Origin of the sequence: uncultured Methylobacterium sp. (assembly GCF_964251405.1) — a bacterium.
Classification (GTDB): Bacteria; Pseudomonadota; Alphaproteobacteria; order Rhizobiales; family Beijerinckiaceae; genus Methylobacterium.
The window spans coordinates 4712-25464 of record NZ_CAXUJR010000015.1 but is presented as its reverse complement, the minus strand read 5'-3'; the positions used below and the strand labels follow the sequence as shown (position 1 = coordinate 25464).

Here is a 20753-nt window from a genome sequence, read left to right as displayed (position 1 = left end):
GTGCGGGTTTCCGGTGCCTTTCGCGATACCTTTCCCGAGACCCTGTCGCTCCTCGACCGCGCCGCCCGGGCCGTGGCCGAGCGCTCGGAGACCGACGAGGAGAATCCCCTCGCCGCCGCTCTGCGCCGTGGCGAGACGCCGGCCCGGATCTACGGCGGCGCACCCGGTCGATACGGCGCCGGGGCCGGCGAACTCGCCCTCGACGGAAAGTGGAACGACCGAGACGAGCTCGGCCGCGCCTATCTGGCAGCCACGACCCACGCCTATGGCGGCGCCTCGGACGTCGCCGATGATGGCTTCTCCGAGCGAGTGGCCAGGGCCGACGCCTATGTCCATGCGTTCGACGTAGCCGAGCGCGACCTACTCGACGGGGACGCGGCCGTCGACGCAATGGGTGGTTTCGCCGCCGCCGCGTCCTTGGCCGGCGGCACGCCGGCCCTCTACAGCCTCGATGTCTCTAAACCCGAGACCCCGCGCACCCGGACGGCCCGCGAGGATGCGACCCGTCTGATCAGGGGAAAGCTCAGCCATCCGCGCTGGATCGCGGCGCAGTTGCGCCACGGCTATCGCGGCGCCCAGGAACTGGCGCAGGGGGTCGATGCGGTGTTCGTCCTCGCCGCGACCACAGATGCCGTATCCGGTGACGACCTCGACCGGCTCTACGGCGCATTGATCGCCGACATCGACACCTTCGAGCAACTCCGTACCGCGAACCCGGCCGCGTCCCGCGCCATCCTCGAGCGCTTCGACGAAGCACGTACGCGCGGCCTCTGGCAGAGCCGCCGCAACGCGAGGGCTGCCGACGAACTCATGCGTGACGAACTCATGCGCGAGGCCGCGGAATGAACGTGGCCCGCCGCGTCCTGCCCGACGCTCCTGCCCGCCGCGGCTGGTGCCCGAGCCTCGCCCGGCCGATGCCGACCGGGGACGGGTTGCTGGCGCGTATCCACCCGCCGCTCGGAATCCTGACGCCGGCTCAGGCGCGGGCGGTCGCGGAGGGAGCGCGGCGCTTCGGCAACGGTCATATCGACGTGACGGCGCGAGCCAACCTCCAGATCCGCGGCGTCACGGAGCTCACACGGGCACCGCTCGCCGCGCTCCTCGACGGCGCCAGCCTCGGCGACGTCCGCGCCGATGGCGGGCCGCAGCGGCTGACGCTGACGTCGCCGTTGGCCGGACCGGAGGTGCTTGCCCTGGCGCGGGCGATCGAGGCGGTCGGGCTCGGCATCCGGCGCCTTCCGGCCAAGGCGCTGGTGACGATCGAGAGGGCGCCGCTACCTCGGCCGGTCGTTGCGCCGGGTCCCGGATCACCCTGTGCTGACGCTCCGGGCGTCCGGGAAAGGGTGGGTGGTCTCTCCGCAACGGACGCCGATATCCGGCTGCTGATCATCGACGAAGACACCACGCCCTGCCCCGGACGGGCGACGGGTACGATCGACCCATGTTCCCTCGCCCTCGCGCTGGCGGGACCCGATGGACCCGAATGGTTCGTCTCGATGACGCCTCGCGAAGCCATCGCCGCGATCGAAGCTGCCTTGCAGACACTGGCCGCGAGCGGAGCTCGCCGTCTTCGCGATCTGCCTCCCGCCCTGCGGACGGGTCTCCTGAACAGGCTGGGACCCGCCGCCCTGCCCCCACGGCCCGATGCGTCGGCGAGCCTCATACCGGGGCTCACCGAGCTCGCCGACGGCAGCACTTCCATTCTCGTCGATGCTCCTTTCGGCCGATGCGGCGCCGACGCCCTCGACCGGCTGGCGGATCACGCCGAAGCCCTGGCCAGCGACCTCCACCTCTCGCCCAGCCGCGGCTTCGTCCTCGTGACGGCAAACCTCGGAGGAGCCCGCCATGCCGGCGATGCCCTCTCCCGTCTCGGCTTCATCACACGGGCAGACGATCCCCGCAGTGCCGTCGCCGCCTGCCCCGGCGCCCCGGCCTGCGCCTCGGGCTCCACCGCGACGCTGGCCGACGCGGCGCGCCTCGCGGAGGCCTTCCAGCCCTTCGCGGCGCGCGGCCTGCGCGCGCATGTCTCGGGATGCTCGAAGGGCTGCGCCCACCCGGCTGCCGCCGACCTGACCCTCGTTGGAAATGACGGCCTCTACGGCATCGTCCTCGGCGGACCGCCAAGTCCAATGCCGGCGATGCGCCTGACTTTCGAGGCGGCGCTGGAGCGTCTAAGGAGGGCCGACCCGTCGCAAGCCCTCGCCCCGGCCTTCAGGATACAGCCATGACCCCGCCAACCGCCTCGCGCTCGGATTACCTGCGCGACGGGCAGGCGATCTATGCCCGCTCCTTCGCGATGATCCGGGCCGAGGCCGACCTCGCCCGCTTCCACGGCATCGCCGAGCGGGTGGTGGTGCGGATGATCCACGCCTGCGGCATGACCGACCTGCCCGCCGACGTGGAAGCCTCCGACGATTTCGCCGAATCCGGAGCCGCTGCATTGAAGCGTGGCGCGCCGATCCTTTGCGACGTGCGCATGGTCGCCGACGGCGTCACCCGCTCGCGCCTGCCGGTCGACAACCGGGTGATCTGCACGTTGAGTGACCCGCGCGTGCCCGGTCTCGCCGCCGAGATGGCGACAACCCGTACGGCCGCCGCCATGGAGCTGTGGCGCGAGCACCTGCCGGGCAGCATCGTCGCGGTGGGCAACGCCCCGACCGCCCTGTTCCGCCTGCTCGAGCTTCTGGACGAGGGCATCGCCCCGCCTGCTGCGGTCGTCGGCATCCCGGTTGGCTTCGTCGGCGCGGCGGAATCGAAGGAGGCGCTGGCGCGCGACGGCCGGGTGCCCTTCATCGTGGTCCACGGCCGGCGCGGCGGCAGCGCGATGACGGCGGCGGCGGTGAACGCGTTGGCCTGCGAGGTCGAGTGATGGACGCGACCGAGCGGCCACTCTCCCCCCTGTCGCACGACGAGCCGGCGGCACCCCGCCTCGTGACCACCGGCACGCTGTTCGGCGTCGGGATGGGGCCGGGAGACCCGGATTACCTGACCGTCCGCGCCATGAAGGTGCTGGCCGAGGCGCCGGTGCTGGTGCATTTCTGCAAGAAAGGGAAACGCGGCAACGCTCGCACCATCGCCGACGCGGTGACGCGAGACCCCGCCCGCGAATTCCCGCTCGTCTATCCCTACACCACCGAGCTTCCGCCCGATCACGCCGACTACGTCGCGGCACTGGCCGGCTTCTACGACGACGCGGCGGGCCGGCTCGCCGATCACCTCGCCACGGGCCGCGACGTCGCGATCCTCAGTGAGGGCGATCCGTTCTTCTACGGCTCGTTCATGCATCTCTGGCGCCGGCTGAAGGACCGCTTTCCCATCGAGGTGATCCCCGGAGTGACCGGCATGTCCGGCTGCTGGACCAGGGCCGGCACGCCGATCACCTGGGGCGACGACGTCCTCACGATCCTGCCCGCCACCCTTGCGCATGCCGCCCTGGTGGATCGCCTGCGCGCCACGGACGCCGCCGTGATCATGAAGCTCGGGCGCAACCTGCCCAAGGTCCGAATCGCGCTGGCGGAGACCGGGCTGCTGGAGCGCGCGGTCTACGTGGAGCGCGGGACGATGGCCGGCGAGAAGGTGATCGCGCTGAGCGAAAAACCCGACGACGCGGCGCCCTACTTCTCGATGGTTCTGGTGCCCGGCGAGGGCCGGAGGCCGTGAGAGGCAGCGTTACGGTGATCGGCCTCGGGCCGGGCGATCCGCGGCTGCTCACCGCCGCCGCCTCGGAGGCGCTGGCGCAGGCCGAGGACCTGATCGGCTACATCCCCTACGTCGCCCGCGTGCCCGAGCGGCCCGGCCTCGTGCGCCACGCCTCGGACAACCGCGTCGAGGTCGATCGGGCGCGCCAGGCCCTGGACCTCGCCGCCTCCGGCCGCCGCGTCGCGGTGGTCTCCGGCGGCGATCCCGGAGTCTTCGCCATGGCGGCGGCGGTGTTCGAGGCTGTGGAGGCCGGCGACCCGGAATGGCGTCGCCTCGACATCCGGGTCGAGCCCGGCATCACCGCGATGCTCGCCGCGGCGGCCAGCCTCGGTGCGCCGCTCGGCGGGGATTTCTGCGCGATGTCGCTGTCGGACAACCTCAAGCCGTGGCCGGTGATCACGGCGCGGTTGGAGGCGGTGTTGCGGGCCGACTTCGTCGTCGCCCTCTACAACCCGATCTCGTCGGCCCGCCCCTGGCAACTCGGCGCCGCTCTCGGCATCGCCGCGGAGATCCGTGCGCCTGAAACGCCGGTGATGCTGGCCCGTGCGGTCTCGCGGCCGGACGAGGCGATCCGGGTGCTGACGCTGGCGGAAGCGCGCGAGGCAGCGGCCGACATGGCGACCCTCGTTATCATCGGCGCGTCAGCGACGCGGCTGATCCTGCGCGGAGAGGCTGAGCGGCCGTTCGTGTACACGCCGCGCAGCGTACCGGCGTGAAAGTTGGCACATCAACCCTCCCCCTCTGCTGGGGAGGGAAGAGGCGCATGGCTACTCTCTCGGCGTTTCGTAAGGTCATGAGCGACCCAAGCCATCGCCCCCGCCACGTCCGCCACCCGCGCCACCTCCGGCTTCAGGGGCTGGCGCACGATCACCACCGGCATTCCCAAAGCCCGCGCCGCGGTGATCTTCGCGTAGGTGGCGTCGCCTCCCGAGTTCTTGGTGACCAGCACCGCGATGCCGGCCTCGCGCATGAACCGCTCCTCCTCGGTGGCCGCGAAGGGACCACGGGCTGCGATCGTCGTGAGGCGGGGAACCGGCAGGGCATCGCCCACCGGCTCGATCGTGCGCACCACGTAGTCGTGCTGGGGGGCCGCCGCGAAAGCCGCGAGTTCGAGGCGGCCGACGGTCACGAACACCCGGCGCGGCGCCTCGCCCAAGGCCGCGACGCTGTCTTCGACGGTGTCGACCTCGGTCCAGCGGTCACCCGACTCCCGTATCCAGGGCGGACGCCGGATCGCCAGGATCGGAATGCCGGCCGCCCTCGCCGCCTCGGCCGCGCTCACGCATATGCGTGCGGCGAAGGGATGCGTCGCATCGATGAGGAGATCCGTGCCGTCCTCGCGCATCCAGGCGGCCAGTCCCTCGGCGCCGCCGAAGCCGCCGATGCGGGTCCGTACCGAACCGGTCTTTGGCGCCGTGGTGCGGCCTGCCAGCGACAGCGTGACCTCGTGCATCGTGCCCGCAAGGGCGGCGATCAAGGCGCTCGCCTCGCTGGTACCGCCGAGGATGAGGATGCGCATGCGGGCCTTTTTCCATGAGCGATGACGCGCTGTCGAGCAACGGGCGCTGGCTCGCCATCGTCGGGATCGGTGAGGACGGCCGCGCCGGCCTCAGCCCTGCCGCCCGCGCGGCGCTCGGTTCCGCCGAGATCGTCTATGGCGGCGAGCGCCATCTTGCCCTGGCGGCGCCTGTGACGGGCGAGCAACGACCCTGGCCGAGGCCGATCACGGCGGCCTATCCGGAGATCCTGGCCCGGCGCGGCCGCCCGACCTGCCTGCTCGCGACGGGTGATCCGTTCCACTACGGCATCGGGGCCGAGATCGCCCGGTTCGTCGACCCGTGCGAGATCGCCGCGTATCCTCAGCCCTCGGCCTTCAGCCTCGCCTGTGCCCGCCTCGGCTGGCCGCTCGCCGACTGCGCCTGCGTCACCCTGCACGGGAGGGCGCTGCCGCGCATCATTCCCCACCTCCAGCCCGGCACCCGCCTTCTCGTGCTGGCCTGGGACGGCACGACGGCAGCGGCCGTGGCGGCCCTACTCGTCGAGCGCGGCTTCGGCCGGTCGATCGTCACGGTCCTCGAAGCAATGGGCGGCGGGCGCGAGCGCATCCGCAGCGCCACGGCGAACGGCTTCGATCTCTCCGGAGTCGATGCCCTCAACACGCTGGCGATCGCGGTCGTAGCCGATCCGGGCGCGCGCGTGGTGACGCTGAGCCCAGGGCTCGACGATGCCTGGTTCGAGAATGACGGGCAGCTCACCAAGTCGGAGATCCGCGCGATCACGCTGGCCGCGCTCCGGCCCGCTGCCGGGCAGTTGTTGTGGGATGTCGGCGCCGGCGCCGGTTCGGTGGCGATCGAATGGTGCCTGCGCCATCCCGCCAACTGCGCCATCGCGGTGGAAGCGCAGTCAGATCGGGCCGCTCGGATCGGGCGCAATGCCGCGAATCTCGGCGTGCCCGACCTCAGGGTCGTGGAAGGCCGCGCACCGGCGGCGCTTGCCGGCCTGCCCGCGCCGGATGCGGTCTTCATCGGCGGCGGCGTCTCCGATCCGGCGATCCTCGCCGCGACCCTTGCCGCCCTGGGGCCGGGCGGGCGACTCGTCGCCAATGCCGTCACCCTCGAAGGCGAGGCTGCCCTGCTGTCGACCTTCGCGAGCCATGGCGGAGCCCTGAAGCGGCTCTCCGTGGCGCGGGCCGACCCGGTCGGCGGGATGCATGGCTGGCGCAGCGCGATGCCGGTGACGCAATGGATCTGGACCAAGCCGTGAGCATGTTCGTGGCGGGCGTCGGGTTTCGCCGGGCGACCGATGCCGATGAGATCGTCGCTTTGGTCCACCAAGCCCTCGACGCCGTCGGCATCGGAGCAGACCGGCTGCGGGCGCTGGCGACTGCGAGCGACAAAGCGGACGATGAAGCCCTGCGCCGCGCGGCGGACCTGTTCGGCGTCGTCGTCATCGCCGTAGCGGAGCCCGACCTCGTCGCTGTCGATGCCCGCGTGCCGACCCGTTCGGCCCGGATCGAGGCGAGCCGCGGGATTGGCTCGCTGGCGGAAGCCGCTGCCCTGGCGGCTGTCGGCGAAGGGGGACGGCTCGTGCTCCCCCGTATTGCCAGCGCCGGGGCGACCTGCGCCCTGGCGCTCCCGTCCGTTTGCGGGCAAAGCCCGACACCATGACCATCCACTTCATCGGCGCCGGCCCCGGTGCGGCCGACCTCATCACGGTGCGTGGGCGTGATCTCATCGCGCGCTGCCCGGTCTGCCTCCACGCCGGCTCGCTCGTCGCGCCCGAGATCCTGGGCTGGTGCCCGCCGGGAGCGCGCATCGTCGACACCGCCCCCCTCGACCTCGACGCAATCATGGCGGAATGCAGCGCCGCCCACGAGGCAGGCCAGGACGTGGCGCGACTCCATTCCGGCGACCTCTCGATCTGGAGCGCCCTCGCCGAGCAGACCCGGCGCCTCGACCGCCTCGGCATCCCCTACACGGTGACGCCCGGTGTCCCGGCCTTCGCCGCCGCCGCCGCCGTCCTGCGCCAGGAACTGACCGTGCCGGAAGTCGCACAATCGGTGGTGCTGACGCGGGTCTCAGGGCGGGCGAGTGCCATGCCGGAGCGCGAGCGGCTCGCCGCCTTCGCCGCCACGGGTGCGACCCTCGCTCTGCATCTCTCCATCCACGTCGTCGAGGGGATCGTCGCCGAACTGACGCCGTTCTACGGCGCCGATTGCCCGGTGGCCGTGGTGTTCCGGGCCACCTGGCCGGACGAACGCGTGCTCACGGGCACGCTCGCCACGATCGCCGCCGGGGTCGCCGCCGCCGGCCTCGAGCGCACGGCGCTGATCCTAGTTGGACCGGCGCTCGGGGCGCAGGACTTCCGCGAGAGCGCGCTGTATTCCACCGATTACGATCGGCGCTTCCGGCCGACGGGTGCGAACAGAAGCGGACCGGTCCCGTGACCCCCGTCCCCGGCCTTCTCGTCGCCGCGCCCCGGTCGAGCTCGGGCAAGACCACCGTCACCCTGGCGCTGATGCGGGCGCTGCGGCGGCGCGGCCTGCGGGTGCAGGGCGCCAAATGCGGGCCGGACTACATCGATCCCGCCTTCCACCACGCCGCCACCGGGGCACCGAGCGTCAACCTCGACAGCTTCGCGATGCCCGAACCCCTCCTCGACGGGGTCGCCGGGATCGCCATGACGGGGGCCGACCTCGTGATCGCAGAGGGCTCGATGGGGCTCTTCGACGGCATCGTCGCGCGCGAAGGCGTCACCGGGGCCAACGCCGACATCGCCGCCCGCTACGGCTGGCCGGTCATCCTGGTGCTCGACGTGTCGGGAGCCGCCCAATCCGCCGCCGCGGTGGCGCTGGGCTGCGCGGCCTACGATCCGCGCATCCGCATCGCCGGCGTCGTCCTCAACAAGGTGGCCAGCGCGCGGCACCGGCGCCTCATCGAGGCGGGACTCGCCCGCATCGGGATGCCGGTGCTCGGCGCCCTCATGCGCGATGGCGCGCTTGCCCTGCCCGAGCGTCATCTCGGCCTCGTCCAGGCCCGCGAGACCGGCGACCTCGAGGCACGTCTCGACCGTCTCGCCGACCTTGCGGAATCCGGGCTCGACCTCGATGCCATCCTGGGCGCGGCGTCCGGTACAGGCCTGCCGGCCGGTCCTACGACCCTGCCGCGGCCACCGGGCCAGCGCATCGCGGTCGCCTCGGACGCAGCCTTCTCGTTCCTCTATCCGCATCTGGAGATCGGATGGCGCAGGGCGGGCGCCGAACTCGTTGCGTTCTCGCCCCTGGCCGACGAGCCGCCGCCGCAGGATTGCGACGTGTGCTGGCTGCCGGGCGGCTATCCCGAGCTTCACGCCGGGATCCTGGCGGAGGCCGCCCGTTTCCGCGACGGAGTCAGGGACTTCGCCCGGACGAAACCTGTCCACGGGGAGTGCGGCGGCTACATGGTGCTCGGCGAGAGCCTGGAGGATGCCGACGGCATCACTCACCCGATGACGGCGCTTCTGCCGGTGGCGACGTCGTACCGCGCCCGGCGCCTTCATCTCGGCTACCGCGTGGCGACGCTCGTCGCCGACGGCGTGCTCGGTCGGGCAGGCGCTCGGCTCGTGGGTCACGAGTTCCACTATGCCAGCGAGCGAACCGATCCGCCGGTCCATGACATCGCGCTCGCCGCGGTGACCGATGCGGAAGGGACGCCTCAAGGCCTCGCGGGGCACCGTCGCGGCAACGTCACGGGCAGCTTCTTCCACCTCATCGCCGGATGATCCACGGGGCCGAAGACGGCGCCTTGTATCCTATCCGGCGAGATTCGGGCGTTGGCCTGAAAACCGGCAGCGGCTTAGCGGAGCGTAAGGTTCAGGCCGCCTCGGGCGCCGGAGCTGGAGCTGGCGGGGGGGCCGGCTGCTTGCCCATCTTCGAGGCTGTCCGCACCAGCGCGAGCACGTCCCGACGGAGCTGGTCGTCCTCTATCAACGCATAGGCTCTGAGCAACTCGATGGCACCCTGCGTCCCGAGGAAGCCGAATGCATCGTTCTGCGTCCCGTTCTCGCTCTCCTCGAAGAACGCCGAGACCGGCACTTCGAGCAGCCTTGCGATCTCCCGCAAGCGGCCCGCACCGACGCGGTTCTGCCCCTTCTCGTATTTCTGGACCTGCTGGAACGTCACGCCGACAGCCGTGCCGAGAGCCGTCTGGCTTAGGCCGCGCGCCTTTCGCAAGGCAGTGATCCGAATTCCAACCAGTCGGTCGACGTCGGTGGTCTGTTTAGGCATCATCACTCGGTACGGTCCGGCCGTTACGCTGCACGCCGACCCGGACCTTTTTGAGCGGGCGTCCATCTTACTCGGTCACTTCACTTGGTCTTCGGCATCGTATCGATCCGTCTTCGAACCTCCGCCTGCGCAGAGTCTCAGCTTCTAGACCTGAATTCGAAATCAGACAACGTATTGGGCGATAGAGGTAAGAGCCCAAGGGCTTGGTCCCCGTCATGCCTAAGTATCGTCGCCAGCAGCTTGACCACGAATGAGATCCCCATGGCAAGTGCGTCCGCATGGAGAATCCTCAAAAGACACAGTGCCGCGGATCAATGCTCTGCTTGGTCAACGAAGACCTTCATCCGGCTTCGATATTTAGCGATCGTGCAATTAAATTGGGCAATGCTAATCTCGATGCCGTCGATCGTGTCCCGGCCGTGCAGCGGCGAAGCGTCAGATATCGATCTGCGACGCATCCTCCTAGCTTCCAGCACCGTGAGAAAGGGAGTGACTTGATGTTTATCGCGATGAACCGGTTCAAGGTCGTGAAGGATTCGGTACAGGACTTCGAGCAGGTCTGGCTTGGCCGCGACAGCCATCTTGGCGAAATGGCGGGCTTCGTTGAGTTCCAGTTGCTGAAAGGCCCGGAACACGAGGACCACGTGCTCTATGCCTCGCACACGATTTGGCGATCGAAGGCGGATTTCGAGGCCTGGACGCGTTCGGAACAGTTCCGCAAGGCACACAGCCGGGTGCCGACCACCAAGCCGCTCTATCTCGGCCATCCCCAATTCGAGGGCTTCGAGACCGTCCAGACCGTGAGCCGGCCGGAGGCCAACGCGGCCGCCTGAGGCCGGCCATTGCTCGGCCCTCAGGCTACGGCCGCGACCCGTCGCGTCCGTAGACGCGGCAGGAAAACCGCCGTGAGTCCCAGCAAGGGCAGGTAGGCGCAGAGTGCGTAGACGGATTCGATGCCGTCGCGGTCGGCGAGTTCGCCGAGCGCTGCGGCCCCGATACCGCCGATGCCGAACGCGAAGCCGAGGAACAGGCCGCCAACGAGGCCGATCCGGCCAGGCAGCAATTCCTGGGCATAGACCAGGATCGCGGGCATCGCCGACGCCAGGATCACGCCGATCGGTACGCTGAGCAGGACGGTCCAGAACAGGTTCACGTGCGGCAAGGCCAGGGTGAACGGCAGCACGCCCAGGATCGATCCCCAGATCACCGGCTTCCGCCCGACGCGATCGCCGATCGGGCCGCCCACGAGGGTGCCGACCGCCGCCGCGCCGAGGAAAAGGAACAGATAGACCTGAGACTGCCCGACGGGAACGCCGAAGCGGTGAATCAGGTAGAAGGTGTAGTAGGACGAGAAACTCGCCATGTAGAAGTACTTGGAGAAGATCAGGACCAGAAGCACGCCGATCGTCGCCACGGTCCGCCGCCGCGACAGGATCTGGCCCGGCGTCTCGCCGCTCCGTCGCGATTGTGACCTCCTCGTGCGAAGATGACGGCGGTACCACGTGCCTACCGCACTGAGGAGACCGATGCCGGACAGTGCGGCAAGGCCGAACCAGGCGACGCTCGCCTGGCCGCGAGGCACCACGACGAGGGCCGCCAGCAACGGCCCCAGCGCCGTTCCCGCATTGCCGCCCACCTGGAAGACGGATTGGGCGAGCCCATAGCGCCCACCCGACGCGACACGTGTCAGCCGCGACGCTTCCGGATGGAAGATCGCCGAACCGAGCCCGACGAGGCCGGCAGCCACGAGCAGCAGACCGTATGTCCAGGCCACGGAGAGCAGGACGAGACCGACGAGGGAGCATGTCATTCCCAACGCCAGCGAGAACGGCATCGGACGCCGATCGGTGTACAGGCCCACGAGCGGTTGCAGCACCGAGGCAGTCGCCTGGAAGACCAGGGTGATGAGTCCGATCTGTCCGAAATCGAGCCGAAACTCGTCCTTTAGGAGCGGATAGATGGCCGCGAGCAGGGACTGAACGAGATCGTTGAGGAGATGCGCCAGACTGAGTGACGCCAGGATGGCGATAGCCGGAACCGCCGAAGCCTCGGTTCGCCCGTCAGCAACGCGAGACGGCGCGATGGTCTCGCTGGATGGGGATGTCATCGTTCGGGCCCAGACGTCGATGCCACTGCCATGACCGGGCGGCATGGCGCCAAGATGGCGTGGTGCACGCGTCTCGAGGAAAACTCACGGCTTCCCAGCCGGTTATCCGCCTCCGACCGGCCAGTCGAGATCGTTTCCCGAACGATCCGACGCTGCGACGAGGTTTTGGGCGGCGCATCGAGGATCGGGCCGGCGTCGCGAGTCCGCCCTGACCGTCATTGACGAAGTGCGTCGACCGGCTCGCGATGATCACATCCTCGAAACGGCAACCCACCGCTCACAATGCAGAGACACTGCCCATGCTATGGCGGCTCAGATCAACTGCAATTCTCATCGGTATGGTACTTGCCGAGAAACGAGGACCAAAGCCGATCGGATGATGCGACCGGTCAATATGAAACATTTCCAGGCCCAAGCCGGTACACAGCATTCAAATGCTCCAGCAGCCGCTCCCGAGAGACTACCGGAAACTTGCGCCCGTTTCGGCGCGGCGCGACGTTTGGGCTGCCCTGCTGCCAAGGCGAAGCCGCGCCGCTTTTCGTCTCGCGGTATCGAGCGCCGTCGCCTTGGCGGACCTCATCACCATCGTCGGCACGGCCTATGCCGTCGACATCGCGTATTATTATTATGCAAGTAGAGGCACCGTCGACGCGTCGGGCACGGGCCTCCAGATCGCCGGCGTACTCTGCCTCGTCATCCTGCTGACGAATCTCGTGCGGGACGATTATAGCATCGAATCGCTGATCGCGCGCGGTCCGCATCTCCGCCGGGCAGCGACCCTGTGGGTGGCCGCCTGGGTCGTCACGATGGTCGTCGGGTTCGCCACGAAGACCTCGAACGATCTGTCGCGCGCGGTCACGTTGGGCGTCTTCGTGGCCGGTCTCCCGGCGACGCTCATGGTGCGCTACGCCATGGTCAAGCTGGTCCGGCACGGCATCACCGCCACGTCATCGTCGGTCAACCGCGTCCATCTCGTGGGCTACGAAGAGGACATCGCGCGGTTCTACGCCCACAACGACGCCGAAGACCTCGGCCTTCGCGTCGTCGGCACGAGCTATCTGCGCCATTGCGAAGTGGGAGCGGCCGATGTCGCCCGGCAGGCGCAGATCTCGGAGGATCTCGATCTGGCCGTCTCGGTGGTGAGATTCCTGCGCCCCGACGACGTCTTCATCCTGGTCCCGTGGGCGGAGACTTCGGATGTGGAGCGTTGCATCGACGCGTTCCTGCGGGTCCCCGCGGCGGTGCATCTGCGTCCCGGCTCGATGATGGATCGGTTCCCCGACCTGCAGGTCGGGCGAGTCGGGCGACTCTCCGGTATCAGGATCGGGCGCAAGCCGCTCCAATCGGGGGAGATCTTCCTGAAGCGCACCATGGACCTCGTCCTGTCACTTCTGGCCCTCGTGATGCTCGCCCCGCTTTTCGTCGCGGTCGCAGTCCTGATCAAGCTCGACACGCCGGGTCCGGTCTTCTTCCGGCAGCGTCGCTACGGTTTCAACCAGCAGCCCTTCGGCGTTTACAAGTTCCGCAGCATGAAGACCGAGCGCGGTGCCGAGTTCCGGCAGGCCTCCCGCAACGACAGCCGGATCACCCGCGTGGGAGCGATGCTGCGCAGCTCGAACATCGACGAACTGCCACAACTCTTCAACGTCGTCCTCGGGGAGATGTCGCTTGTCGGCCCCCGGCCCCACGCCATGGCTCATGACCGCAGCTTCGAGCGGCGCATCGCGCTCTATGCCCGCCGTCACAACGTCAAGCCCGGCATCACCGGCTGGGCCCAGGTCCACGGCCTTCGCGGCGAGACGCTCACCGACCTCGACATGGAGCGGCGGGTGAACCACGACCTGCACTACATCGACAACTGGTCGATCTGGCTCGACATCCAGATCATGGTCCAGACGGTGGTTTCGCCGCGGGCCTACCGCAACGCCTATTGAGCCTCACGCATCGGCCTCGGATGGGTGTTGCCGATTCGGGTCATGAGGATGAGGCCCTAACCCACGGTTAGGCCGCGTTTCCAGCGAGGCAGGCGCCGCACTCGCCCTCGACCTCGAGGATGCGGCTCGACGGCCTGAACCCCGATTGCGCGAGGGTGCGATCGAGGGCCGTTTCCACGGACGGCGCCGTCGTCTCGTCGATGCCCCCGCAGGTGCGGCAGATCAGGAAGACCAGCTTGGCGGCGTCGCCGTGTTCGTGGCCGCAGGACACGAAGGCGTTGCGGCTGGCGATGCGGTGGACGAGACCGTGCTCTCCCAGGAAATCGAGCGCGCGATAGACCGAGACGGCAGCGACCCTCCGTCCCTGTGCACTCAGGCGCTCGGCGATGTCGTAGGCTCCCAGCGGGCGCGTCTGCCCGGCGATGGTCTCGAGAACGTCTCGACGCAGACGGGTGAACTGCAGGTCGCGGTCGCGGCACAGCCGCTCGGCTCGCGCCACCACGTTCGCGCCGCAACAGCCTCCCGCCGTCTCGGGTGACCCGGTCGCGTGATCATGCATCCCGTCTTCCCCGAACGTCGGTCCCGCAGCGCGGATTGAACCGGGCGGGTGTTACAGTGTATCACCCGCGACCATAATCCGACGCTCCCGTTCGGGCAATCGACCTCCCCTGACCCGAACCATCAGATCCATGCCCCCTCCACGTCGCTCCCTTTTCCAGGCCAGCGCCCTCTTCCGCTTCCTCGCCGCGGGCCTGCTCGCCGGCCTCCTGTGGGCGGCGATCCTGTGGGCCTGGCAATGAGCCTCGCGCGGACGCCCGGACACGCGCCCGGGACCATCGCCCTGCACGGCGTGACCCTCGGCTACGATCGCCATCCGGCCGTGCATCACCTTGACGGCACCATTCCTGGAGGCGCGCTCCTCGCCCTCGTCGGACCCAACGGCGCCGGCAAGTCGACCCTGCTGAAGGGCATCGTCGGAGAGATCGCCTGCCTCGACGGCCGGATCAACCGGCCGGAGGGCGCCCTCGCCTACCTGCCGCAGGCGGCGGAGATCGACCGCAGCTTCCCGCTCTCCGTGCTCGACCTCGCCGCCATGGGGCTGTGGCGCCGGTACGGTCCGTGGCGCAGCCTGCGGCGCCATCGGGCGGATCTGCTGGACGCGCTCGCGGCCGTCGGCCTCGACGGGTTCGAGGACCGGGCGATCGGCACCCTCTCGGGCGGCCAGTTCCAGCGGGCGCTCTTCGCACGCCTCATCCTTCAGGAGGCTGACGTCATCCTCCTCGACGAGCCGTTCGCCGGCGTCGACGGCCGAACGACGCATGATCTCTTGGCCCTGATCCACGCTTGGCACCGCCAGGGCCGCACCATCGTCGCCGCGCTTCACGATCTCGGCCAAGTCGCCGAGCATTTCCCCGCGACGCTCCTGCTCGCGCGCGAGCCTGTCGCCTGGGGTCCGACCGCGAGCGTCCTCACCGCGAAGAACCTGGCGCGGGCCCAGAGCCTGTCGGAAGCCTGGGACGAGGATGCGGCGGTCTGCGCCCATGATGGCGGACACGGGCACGGCCCCTCGCCCGGCATCGAGCCCGCGCGGGACCACACCCATCCGCACCATCACGGCCCGGACGATCACCATCACGGAAACGCCGCGTGATCGACCTCGTCTTCGGACCCTTCGTCGAGTTCGCCTTCATGCGCCGGGCGCTGGTCGGCTGCTTCGCGCTCTCGCTGTCGGCTCCCCCCATCGGGGTCTTCCTCATGCTGCGCCGCATGAGCCTGATGACCGAGGCCATGAGCCACGCCATCCTGCCGGGGGCGGCGATCGGCTTCCTCGTCGCTGGCCTGTCGCTGCCGGCGATGACTTTGGGAGGCCTTGCCGCCGGCCTCGCCGTGGCGTTGCTCGCCGGTTTCGTGACCCGTTCCACCGTCATCAAGGAGGATGCGAGTCTCGCCGCCTTCTACCTGATCTCCCTTGCCGCAGGCGTGCTGCTGGTATCCCTGCGCGGCTCGCAGATCGACCTCCTGCACATCCTGTTCGGAACGGTCCTGGCGCTCGACGATGCGGCCCTCCTGCTGCTCGGCGGCATCGCGACGGTCACGCTCTTCGCCCTCGCGGCCCTCTACCGGCCACTCGTGATGGAATGCGTCGATCCCCTGTTCCTGCGCAGCGTCGGCCGCGCCGGCGGGCCTGTCCATTACGCCTTTCTCGGGCTCGTCGTGATGAACCTCGTCGGCGGCTTCCAGGCGCTGGGCACGCTCCTGGCGGTCGGGCTGATGCTGCTGCCCGCGATCACCGCCCGGCTGTGGGCGGCGGATCTCAGCGGGCTGATTCCAATCTCGATGCTGCTGGCGATGCTGGCGAGCCTGTCGGGCCTCGTCCTGTCGTATCATGCCGACCTGCCGACCGGTCCCGCCATCGTGCTCTCGGCTGGAGCGCTGTATCTCGTGTCGCTGCTGGTCGGCACGCGCGGCGGCCTCCTGCGCCGACTCCTGCGCCGGCGCCACCTCGAAGCCTGATGGATCAGAGGTTGAACACGCTCATGATGCCCGACACGATGGCGTAGACGAAGCCCGCATTCAGCAGGACGCCGATCACGCCGACGGCGAGCCCGACCACCACCACCAGGCCGTCGCGCTCGACGAGGCCGAGGCCAACGAGGCAGATCGCGATGCCGAGCGGGATCTGGCCGATGAAGGGCGCCGCCACGATCAGCGCCAGCGACAGCGTCAGCACGATGAGCCCGACGGTGCGCATGCCAAGCGGCGTCTCGAACAGGCTCATGCGCGGTCGCGACCAGCGCTCGAGCCGGCGTAGCAGGGGCACGGCCCGCTTGGCCGCGCGCTCGACATCGCTGCGGGCGACCGACCGGCTGAGGAGAATTCGCGGCAGCCATGGCGAGGTCATGCCGGCCATGATCTGGACCGCCACGAGCAGGAGCAGGAACCCGCAGACCAGGGGGATGGGTGGCGGCATCGGCAGGCAGTTCGGCAAGCCGAGGATGACGATGAGGAGCGCGAAGGCACGGTCCCGCAGCACCGCGACGATGTCGCCGACGGTCAGCCTGTCACCTTCCTGCGCCGCCAAGACGGTGAGGACATCGGATGTTCGTGCTGCTGGAGACAAGGAGATTGGCCATCGGCTGCGGTCCCGGCGGGGCTCTAGCCTATGCGAGCCCCAGCGCCAAGCGGCCCCTCATTGCCCGGCCAGGCCATCGGTGATTCGCCGGACGCGCTGATGCGAACAGCGGGCCGGGTGACTATATAAACTCAAGGTATATTATTTATAAAAAAAGATACTTGAAAGAAATGATAGACTGACGTTGGTGTGGTGATCTCATGCCTTCAAACGAAGCGACCGGCTTTTTCACAGCCGATGCTCAGGTTGTTTTCGAAATTTTGATGCAATCTCTAGATCGTTTGTTAACCTCGGGCATCCCGCTGGAGCGATCTGATCTTGGCCGGAACGGCGATCCGTCGCGTCAATGCCCGTCGCTCCCGTCGCCTGTCGGTCACGCTGTCGACCCTCCTCGTGCTGGGTCATGGCGAAGCCGCCCGCGGCGAAGAAAACCCGATCTCCGCGATCCTCTTCGGCAGCTTGGATGCGGCGCCATCCGGATTCGCCACTGCCGGCGCCAAGATCGCCTTCGACCGGGTCGACCGCGAAGGCTTCGTGGTTCTCGCGAGCGTCGGGGCGGGTCGCCGCACCGAGACGGGGCCATCGCTCGACGGGAGGTCCTCGCCCTCGCTCATGCGCTGGACGATGATGGCCAGCGCCCTCGCCGGCCATCAATGGTTTACCGATTGGGGCGTGATCGCACTCTATGCGGGACCGGAAGGATCCATGGAGGCGCTGTCCGGGTCCGCAGGAACGGCGATTCTGCCGGCTCGGTTCGGGCTTCGTCTCCACGGCGAGGTCTGGGCCTACCCCACCGACGAGACGCTCCTCACCGCGACGCTGATCCTCGGCTCCGCCCATGGGCATGCCTGGGGCCGCCTGTCCTACGGCGTCCGGTTCTGGGGCGCCTATCTCGGTCCGGAGGCGGCGCTCTATGCCGACGAGACAGGCTATCGCAAATGGAGCATCGGCCTCCACGCGACGGATGTCTCCGTGGGCCGCTTCAGCCTGCGGGTCTCGGCCGGCTACATGATCGAGACTCCCTCAGCAGAGGGGAGCCCCTACGTGGCGCTCACGCTGTGGACACCACTCTGACCGGTGTTTCGGAAACCGGCGGCCGTGCATCGAGGCCGTTCAGGAAATGGGCGGCATCGGCCAGGATTTCCTCCCGCCTGGCCTCGTCCATCCGCGAGAGCGTCCGGTAGGGCATCGCCATGCGCGGGTTGGCTTCGAGGCGCCCGGCATTCTCGATGAGGAAGTTCCAGTACAGGTAGTTGAACGGGCAAGCCGTCTCTCCGGTCTTGGCCGCCACGTCGTAGGAGCAGGCGCCGCAATAATCCGACATCCGGTTGATGTAGGCGCCCGACGCCGCGTAGGGCTTCGAGCCCATGACGCCACCATCGGCCCAGAGCACCATGCCGTGGACGTTGGGCAATTCCACCCATTCGTAGGCATCGGCGTAGACGACAAGGTACCATTCCTCGACCTGGGCCGGTGCGATGCCGGCGAGAAGCGCGAAGTTGCCCGTCACCATCAGTCGCTGGATGTGGTGGGCGTAGGCGTGCTGGCGGGTCTCGCCGATGCACTGGGCAAGGCAGTTCATCCGCGTCTCACCCGACCAGTAGAACCACGGCAGGTCGCGTTTGGCATTGAGGGCGTTCGTCACCGCATAGCCCGGCATGCGCGCCCAGTAGAGACCGCGGACGTATTCGCGCCAGCCGAGGATCTGGCGGATGAAGCCCTCGACGCCGTTGAGCGGGGCATGCCCCTCGACATAAGCCCGCTCGGCCGCGCTGCAGACCTCGTCGGCCGTCAGCAGGCCGGCATTGAGCGCCGGCGAGATCAGCGAATGAGCGAGGAACGGCGCGCCCGTCCTCATCGCGTCCTGGTAGTCGCCGAAGGTCGGCAGGCAGTCGGCGATGAAGTGTTCGAGTGCCGAGAGAGCATCCTTGCGGGTCACCGGCCAGCCGAACCCGTCGAGTTCGCCGAAATGCCCTGCAAAACGGTCCTCCACCAGGGCAATCACCTCGCGCGTCATTCCATCCGGTTCGAAGCGCCGGCGCTGCGGCGGCCGATGGCCCTTGGGCAGGCGCTTGCGGTTGTCGTGGTCGAAATTCCATTGCCCGCCGACCGGCTCACCGCCCTCCATCAGGAAACCGGTGCGCCGACGCATGCCGCGATAGAAGGTCTCCATGCGCAGGGTCCTGCGATCACCGGCCCAGTCCGCGAAGTCGGAGCGGGGACAGAGAAAGCGGTTGTCCTCGCGGATCTCCACCGGCACGGCGAGATCGTCGCGCCAGGCCTGCATCATCTCCCAGACACGCCATTCGCCCGGCTCCGTGACGACGACGCGGTCGCAGGCGTGCCGTGCCAGAGCGCGCTCCAACTCCCCGGTAAAGGAGCCGGTATTGCCGGGATCGCCGAGACGCACGTAGTCGACGCGCAGACCCTCCGCTTCGAGTTCCGCCGCGAAGTGACGCATGGCGGAGAACAGGAAAGCGATCTTCTGCTTGTGATGGCGAACATAGGTCGCCTCGTCCATCACCTCGACGATGAGGACCACATCGTGTTCGGGGTCGCAATCGATCAGGGTCGAGATCCGGCGATGGAGCTGGTCGCCGAAAACGAAGCGCAGGATCCCCAAGCCCTCAGCCCTTCGTGCGCAGGGTCGACCGACCACCATCGGCGCCGATGATCTGACCGGTGATCCAGCCGGCCTCCTCCGAGACCAGGAAGGCGGCGAGCGCGCCGATATCGTCGGGCGTGCCGAGGCGCTGGAGGGCGTGCATCGCGGCGATGCCGGAGGCCAGGGTCTCATTGGACGTGATGGCGGCCGCGAGCGGCGTTCGCGTGAGGGACGGCGCCACGACGTTGACGCGGACCTGCGGGCTCATCTCTGCGGCGAGCGACAGGGCGAGGCCCTCCACCGCGCCCTTGGCCATCGCCACCGAGGCGTGGGCAGGAAACCCTTGAGCCACCGCCACAGTCGAGAACAGCACCACGCCCGCGCCCGCCTCTCCGGCGCCGGCCTTCAGGGCAGCGGCGGCGGCCTGGATCGCGAGGAACGCGCCCAGTGCGTTGATGCGAAAATCGGTCTCGGCGTCCTGTGCGGTCAACCGCGCCAGTGGCCGCAGGTTGATGGTGCCGACCGCATAGACGAGACCGGCGAGCTCGAACCCGGCTTCCTGCGTCACGCGCTTGAAGAAATCCGGATCGGTGACGTCGCCGGCCGTGACGGTTGTGTCGCCCAGGGCCTCGGCGGCCTCGCCGAGGCGGCCCGCGTCACGGGCGGCGAGGTGGAGCGGGATGCGGCGTGCGCGCAACGCGCGCGCCGTTGCGGCGCCGATTCCGCCGGTCCCGCCATAGATCACGACTCGCTTCATGCCCGCTCCCGTTCCTATACAGAGCGGCTAGGTAAGGCGCTGTCGCCTGGCTGGGACCCCACCCGGTGCTGCGGCGGCCGACTTTGGCGTCGCAGGCGGGATCGACGCAGCGGCGTTTGCCATCCCTCTCCCTGTCGAGGAGCCACATGAAGTTCGCCTTCGCCGGTATCGACTTCCTCGGCGGCGTGTTCGATGCCCTCGTCGAGGCGGGCTGGACGCCGATCAAGCTGTTCACGCGTCCCTGCGACGGCCTCTACGACTTCAACGAGGCCGTCGTGGCTCAGGCCCGGCGCCATCGCCTTCCGATGCAGCTGTCGCGCATCAAGACGCCCGATATCGAGGCGCTGGCGCAGGTCCACGGGCGCGATTGGGTTCTCGTCGTGGCCGGCTATCCCTGGCTGGTGACGGGATGGCAGGGCCGAGCGGCCTACGGCCTCAATCTCCACCCTTCGCCGCTGCCCGTGGGCCGCGGACCCTATCCGCTATTCCGCGCCATCGCCGATGGTCACGAGCGCTGGGGCGTCACGGCCCATGTCCTCGGCGAATCCGGATTCGACACAGGCGATATCCTGGCCCGCGAGCACTTTCCGACGTCGCCGGCCGAGACCCATGAGACCTTGCTCGCCAAGTGCCAGATGGCGGCCCGGCGCATCGCTCTCGGACCGATCGCCCGGGAACTGCCCGCGCGCTGGCGTGCCGCGGAGCCCCAGGGCGAAGGCTCTTACTGGGCGCGGGTGACGGATGCCGACCGGAC

22 protein-coding genes are annotated in these 20753 nt (G+C 68.8%); 15 read left to right on the top strand and 7 right to left on the bottom strand.

Translation table 11 applies throughout. The features are described from left to right. From ACFE7U_RS04770 to cobJ, 5 genes are all read left to right on the top strand, one after another. The coding region (locus tag ACFE7U_RS04770; RefSeq protein ID WP_375408587.1) for a cobaltochelatase subunit CobN at positions 1-846 on the top strand (846 nt) is incomplete at its 5' end. Next, positions 843-2228 carry a hypothetical protein gene (locus ACFE7U_RS04765; protein ID WP_375408586.1) on the top strand — a complete coding sequence of 462 codons (1386 nt, stop codon included), beginning with the start codon at positions 843-845 and terminating at the stop codon, positions 2226-2228. The genes ACFE7U_RS04770 and ACFE7U_RS04765, both read left to right, overlap by 4 nt. Continuing rightward, positions 2225-2869 carry a precorrin-8X methylmutase gene (locus ACFE7U_RS04760; protein ID WP_375408585.1) on the top strand — a complete coding sequence of 215 codons (645 nt, stop codon included), beginning with the start codon at positions 2225-2227 and terminating at the stop codon, positions 2867-2869. Before ACFE7U_RS04765 ends, ACFE7U_RS04760 begins: the two co-directional genes overlap by 4 nt. Continuing rightward, positions 2869-3660: a precorrin-2 C(20)-methyltransferase gene (locus ACFE7U_RS04755; RefSeq protein ID WP_375408584.1), complete on the top strand. Its 792-nt coding sequence runs from the start codon at positions 2869-2871 to the stop codon at positions 3658-3660. Before ACFE7U_RS04760 ends, ACFE7U_RS04755 begins: the two co-directional genes overlap by 1 nt. Further along, positions 3657-4415, top strand: a complete 759-nt coding sequence (gene cobJ, locus ACFE7U_RS04750; RefSeq protein ID WP_375408583.1) for a precorrin-3B C(17)-methyltransferase — start codon at positions 3657-3659, stop codon at positions 4413-4415. The genes ACFE7U_RS04755 and cobJ overlap by 4 nt, the downstream gene beginning before the upstream one ends. 11 nt (positions 4416-4426) lie before the next feature. On the opposite strand, the gene ACFE7U_RS04745 is transcribed toward cobJ, so the two are convergent. After that, entirely contained in the window at positions 4427-5218 is a 792-nt protein-coding gene (locus ACFE7U_RS04745; protein WP_375408582.1) for a cobalt-precorrin-6A reductase, read from the bottom strand. Between the two features lie 14 nt (positions 5219-5232). On the opposite strand from ACFE7U_RS04745, the gene cbiE reads away from it, so the two are divergent. From cbiE to ACFE7U_RS04725, 4 genes are read left to right on the top strand one after another with little or no spacing between them, the layout of a single operon-like run. Next, positions 5233-6462, top strand: coding sequence for a precorrin-6y C5,15-methyltransferase (decarboxylating) subunit CbiE (gene cbiE / locus ACFE7U_RS04740; protein ID WP_375408581.1), 1230 nt, complete (start codon positions 5233-5235; stop codon positions 6460-6462). Next, complete coding sequence (locus ACFE7U_RS04735; protein ID WP_375408580.1) at positions 6441-6866, top strand: cobalamin biosynthesis protein; 426 nt, start codon at positions 6441-6443, stop codon at positions 6864-6866. Before cbiE ends, ACFE7U_RS04735 begins: the two co-directional genes overlap by 22 nt. Beyond that, a complete protein-coding gene (gene cobM, locus ACFE7U_RS04730) occupies positions 6863-7645 on the top strand; it encodes a precorrin-4 C(11)-methyltransferase (RefSeq protein WP_375408579.1) in 783 nt (260 codons plus the stop codon). The genes ACFE7U_RS04735 and cobM overlap by 4 nt, the downstream gene beginning before the upstream one ends. After that, positions 7642-8958 (top strand): cobyrinate a,c-diamide synthase, encoded by a 1317-nt coding sequence (locus tag ACFE7U_RS04725; protein ID WP_375408578.1) that lies wholly within the window; start codon positions 7642-7644, stop codon positions 8956-8958. Before cobM ends, ACFE7U_RS04725 begins: the two co-directional genes overlap by 4 nt. A 91-nt stretch (positions 8959-9049) precedes the next feature. Here ACFE7U_RS04725 and ACFE7U_RS04720 read toward each other — a convergent pair whose 3' ends face one another. Continuing rightward, positions 9050-9466, bottom strand: a complete 417-nt coding sequence (locus ACFE7U_RS04720) for a helix-turn-helix domain-containing protein (protein WP_375408577.1) — start codon at positions 9464-9466, stop codon at positions 9050-9052. A gap of 494 nt (positions 9467-9960) precedes the next feature. On the opposite strand from ACFE7U_RS04720, the gene ACFE7U_RS04715 reads away from it, so the two are divergent. Then, positions 9961-10296, top strand: a complete 336-nt coding sequence (locus ACFE7U_RS04715) for an antibiotic biosynthesis monooxygenase family protein (RefSeq protein ID WP_375408576.1) — start codon at positions 9961-9963, stop codon at positions 10294-10296. A 20-nt stretch (positions 10297-10316) separates the two neighbouring features. On the opposite strand, the gene ACFE7U_RS04710 is transcribed toward ACFE7U_RS04715, so the two are convergent. Beyond that, positions 10317-11570 (bottom strand): MFS transporter, encoded by a 1254-nt coding sequence (locus ACFE7U_RS04710; RefSeq protein WP_375408575.1) that lies wholly within the window; start codon positions 11568-11570, stop codon positions 10317-10319. Between the two features lie 434 nt (positions 11571-12004). Between ACFE7U_RS04710 and ACFE7U_RS04705 the strand changes: the two genes are divergently transcribed. Further along, positions 12005-13504 carry a sugar transferase gene (locus tag ACFE7U_RS04705; protein WP_375408574.1) on the top strand — a complete coding sequence of 500 codons (1500 nt, stop codon included), beginning with the start codon at positions 12005-12007 and terminating at the stop codon, positions 13502-13504. A 67-nt stretch (positions 13505-13571) separates the two neighbouring features. On the opposite strand, the gene ACFE7U_RS04700 is transcribed toward ACFE7U_RS04705, so the two are convergent. Next, complete coding sequence (locus tag ACFE7U_RS04700; RefSeq protein WP_375408573.1) at positions 13572-14063, bottom strand: Fur family transcriptional regulator; 492 nt, start codon at positions 14061-14063, stop codon at positions 13572-13574. Between the two features lie 237 nt (positions 14064-14300). Here ACFE7U_RS04700 and ACFE7U_RS04695 point away from each other — a divergent pair, with 237 nt between their 5' ends. Both ACFE7U_RS04695 and ACFE7U_RS04690 read left to right on the top strand, forming a co-directional pair. After that, positions 14301-15155: a metal ABC transporter ATP-binding protein gene (locus ACFE7U_RS04695; protein ID WP_375408572.1), complete on the top strand. Its 855-nt coding sequence runs from the start codon at positions 14301-14303 to the stop codon at positions 15153-15155. A 38-nt stretch (positions 15156-15193) separates the two neighbouring features. Further along, entirely contained in the window at positions 15194-16018 is an 825-nt protein-coding gene (locus ACFE7U_RS04690) for a metal ABC transporter permease (protein WP_375408610.1), read from the top strand. A gap of 4 nt (positions 16019-16022) precedes the next feature. Here ACFE7U_RS04690 and ACFE7U_RS04685 read toward each other — a convergent pair whose 3' ends face one another. Continuing rightward, the gene (locus ACFE7U_RS04685; protein WP_375408571.1) at positions 16023-16625 is read right to left on the bottom strand and encodes an exopolysaccharide biosynthesis protein; all 603 of its coding nucleotides are present in this window, start codon (positions 16623-16625) and stop codon (positions 16023-16025) included. Positions 16626-16955: 330 nt separating this feature from the next. Here ACFE7U_RS04685 and bcsS point away from each other — a divergent pair, with 330 nt between their 5' ends. Then, complete coding sequence (gene bcsS, locus ACFE7U_RS04680; protein WP_375408570.1) at positions 16956-17711, top strand: cellulose biosynthesis protein BcsS; 756 nt, start codon at positions 16956-16958, stop codon at positions 17709-17711. Here bcsS and ACFE7U_RS04675 read toward each other — a convergent pair. After that, positions 17689-19299, bottom strand: a complete 1611-nt coding sequence (locus tag ACFE7U_RS04675) for a cryptochrome/photolyase family protein (protein WP_375408569.1) — start codon at positions 19297-19299, stop codon at positions 17689-17691. The genes bcsS and ACFE7U_RS04675 overlap by 23 nt on opposite strands. Next, complete coding sequence (locus ACFE7U_RS04670; RefSeq protein WP_375408568.1) at positions 19265-19999, bottom strand: SDR family NAD(P)-dependent oxidoreductase; 735 nt, start codon at positions 19997-19999, stop codon at positions 19265-19267. Before ACFE7U_RS04670 ends, ACFE7U_RS04675 begins: the two co-directional genes overlap by 35 nt. A gap of 146 nt (positions 20000-20145) precedes the next feature. Here ACFE7U_RS04670 and ACFE7U_RS04665 point away from each other — a divergent pair. Next, on the top strand, positions 20146-20753 hold a 608-nt coding region (locus ACFE7U_RS04665), incomplete at its 3' end, for a formyltransferase family protein (RefSeq protein ID WP_375408567.1).

Excerpts from the sequence above, each read along its gene's own strand:
- ACFE7U_RS04765 (WP_375408586.1), top strand. The coding sequence starts at position 843 with ATGAACGTGGCCCGCCGCGTCCTGCCCGACGCTCCTGCCCGCCGCGGC.
- ACFE7U_RS04760 (WP_375408585.1), top strand. The coding sequence starts at position 2,225 with ATGACCCCGCCAACCGCCTCGCGCTCGGATTACCTGCGCGACGGGCAG.
- ACFE7U_RS04755 (WP_375408584.1), top strand. The coding sequence starts at position 2,869 with ATGGACGCGACCGAGCGGCCACTCTCCCCCCTGTCGCACGACGAGCCG.
- ACFE7U_RS04745 (WP_375408582.1), bottom strand. The coding sequence starts at position 5,218 with ATGCGCATCCTCATCCTCGGCGGTACCAGCGAGGCGAGCGCCTTGATC.
- cbiE (WP_375408581.1), top strand. The coding sequence starts at position 5,233 with ATGAGCGATGACGCGCTGTCGAGCAACGGGCGCTGGCTCGCCATCGTC.
- ACFE7U_RS04735 (WP_375408580.1), top strand. The coding sequence starts at position 6,441 with ATGGATCTGGACCAAGCCGTGAGCATGTTCGTGGCGGGCGTCGGGTTT.
- cobM (WP_375408579.1), top strand. The coding sequence starts at position 6,863 with ATGACCATCCACTTCATCGGCGCCGGCCCCGGTGCGGCCGACCTCATC.
- ACFE7U_RS04720 (WP_375408577.1), bottom strand. The coding sequence starts at position 9,466 with ATGATGCCTAAACAGACCACCGACGTCGACCGACTGGTTGGAATTCGG.
- ACFE7U_RS04715 (WP_375408576.1), top strand. The coding sequence starts at position 9,961 with ATGTTTATCGCGATGAACCGGTTCAAGGTCGTGAAGGATTCGGTACAG.
- ACFE7U_RS04710 (WP_375408575.1), bottom strand. The coding sequence starts at position 11,570 with ATGACATCCCCATCCAGCGAGACCATCGCGCCGTCTCGCGTTGCTGAC.
- ACFE7U_RS04705 (WP_375408574.1), top strand. The coding sequence starts at position 12,005 with ATGCTCCAGCAGCCGCTCCCGAGAGACTACCGGAAACTTGCGCCCGTT.
- ACFE7U_RS04700 (WP_375408573.1), bottom strand. The coding sequence starts at position 14,063 with ATGCATGATCACGCGACCGGGTCACCCGAGACGGCGGGAGGCTGTTGC.
- ACFE7U_RS04695 (WP_375408572.1), top strand. The coding sequence starts at position 14,301 with ATGAGCCTCGCGCGGACGCCCGGACACGCGCCCGGGACCATCGCCCTG.
- ACFE7U_RS04690 (WP_375408610.1), top strand. The coding sequence starts at position 15,194 with ATGCGCCGGGCGCTGGTCGGCTGCTTCGCGCTCTCGCTGTCGGCTCCC.
- ACFE7U_RS04675 (WP_375408569.1), bottom strand. The coding sequence starts at position 19,299 with ATGGTGGTCGGTCGACCCTGCGCACGAAGGGCTGAGGGCTTGGGGATC.
- ACFE7U_RS04670 (WP_375408568.1), bottom strand. The coding sequence starts at position 19,999 with ATGAAGCGAGTCGTGATCTATGGCGGGACCGGCGGAATCGGCGCCGCA.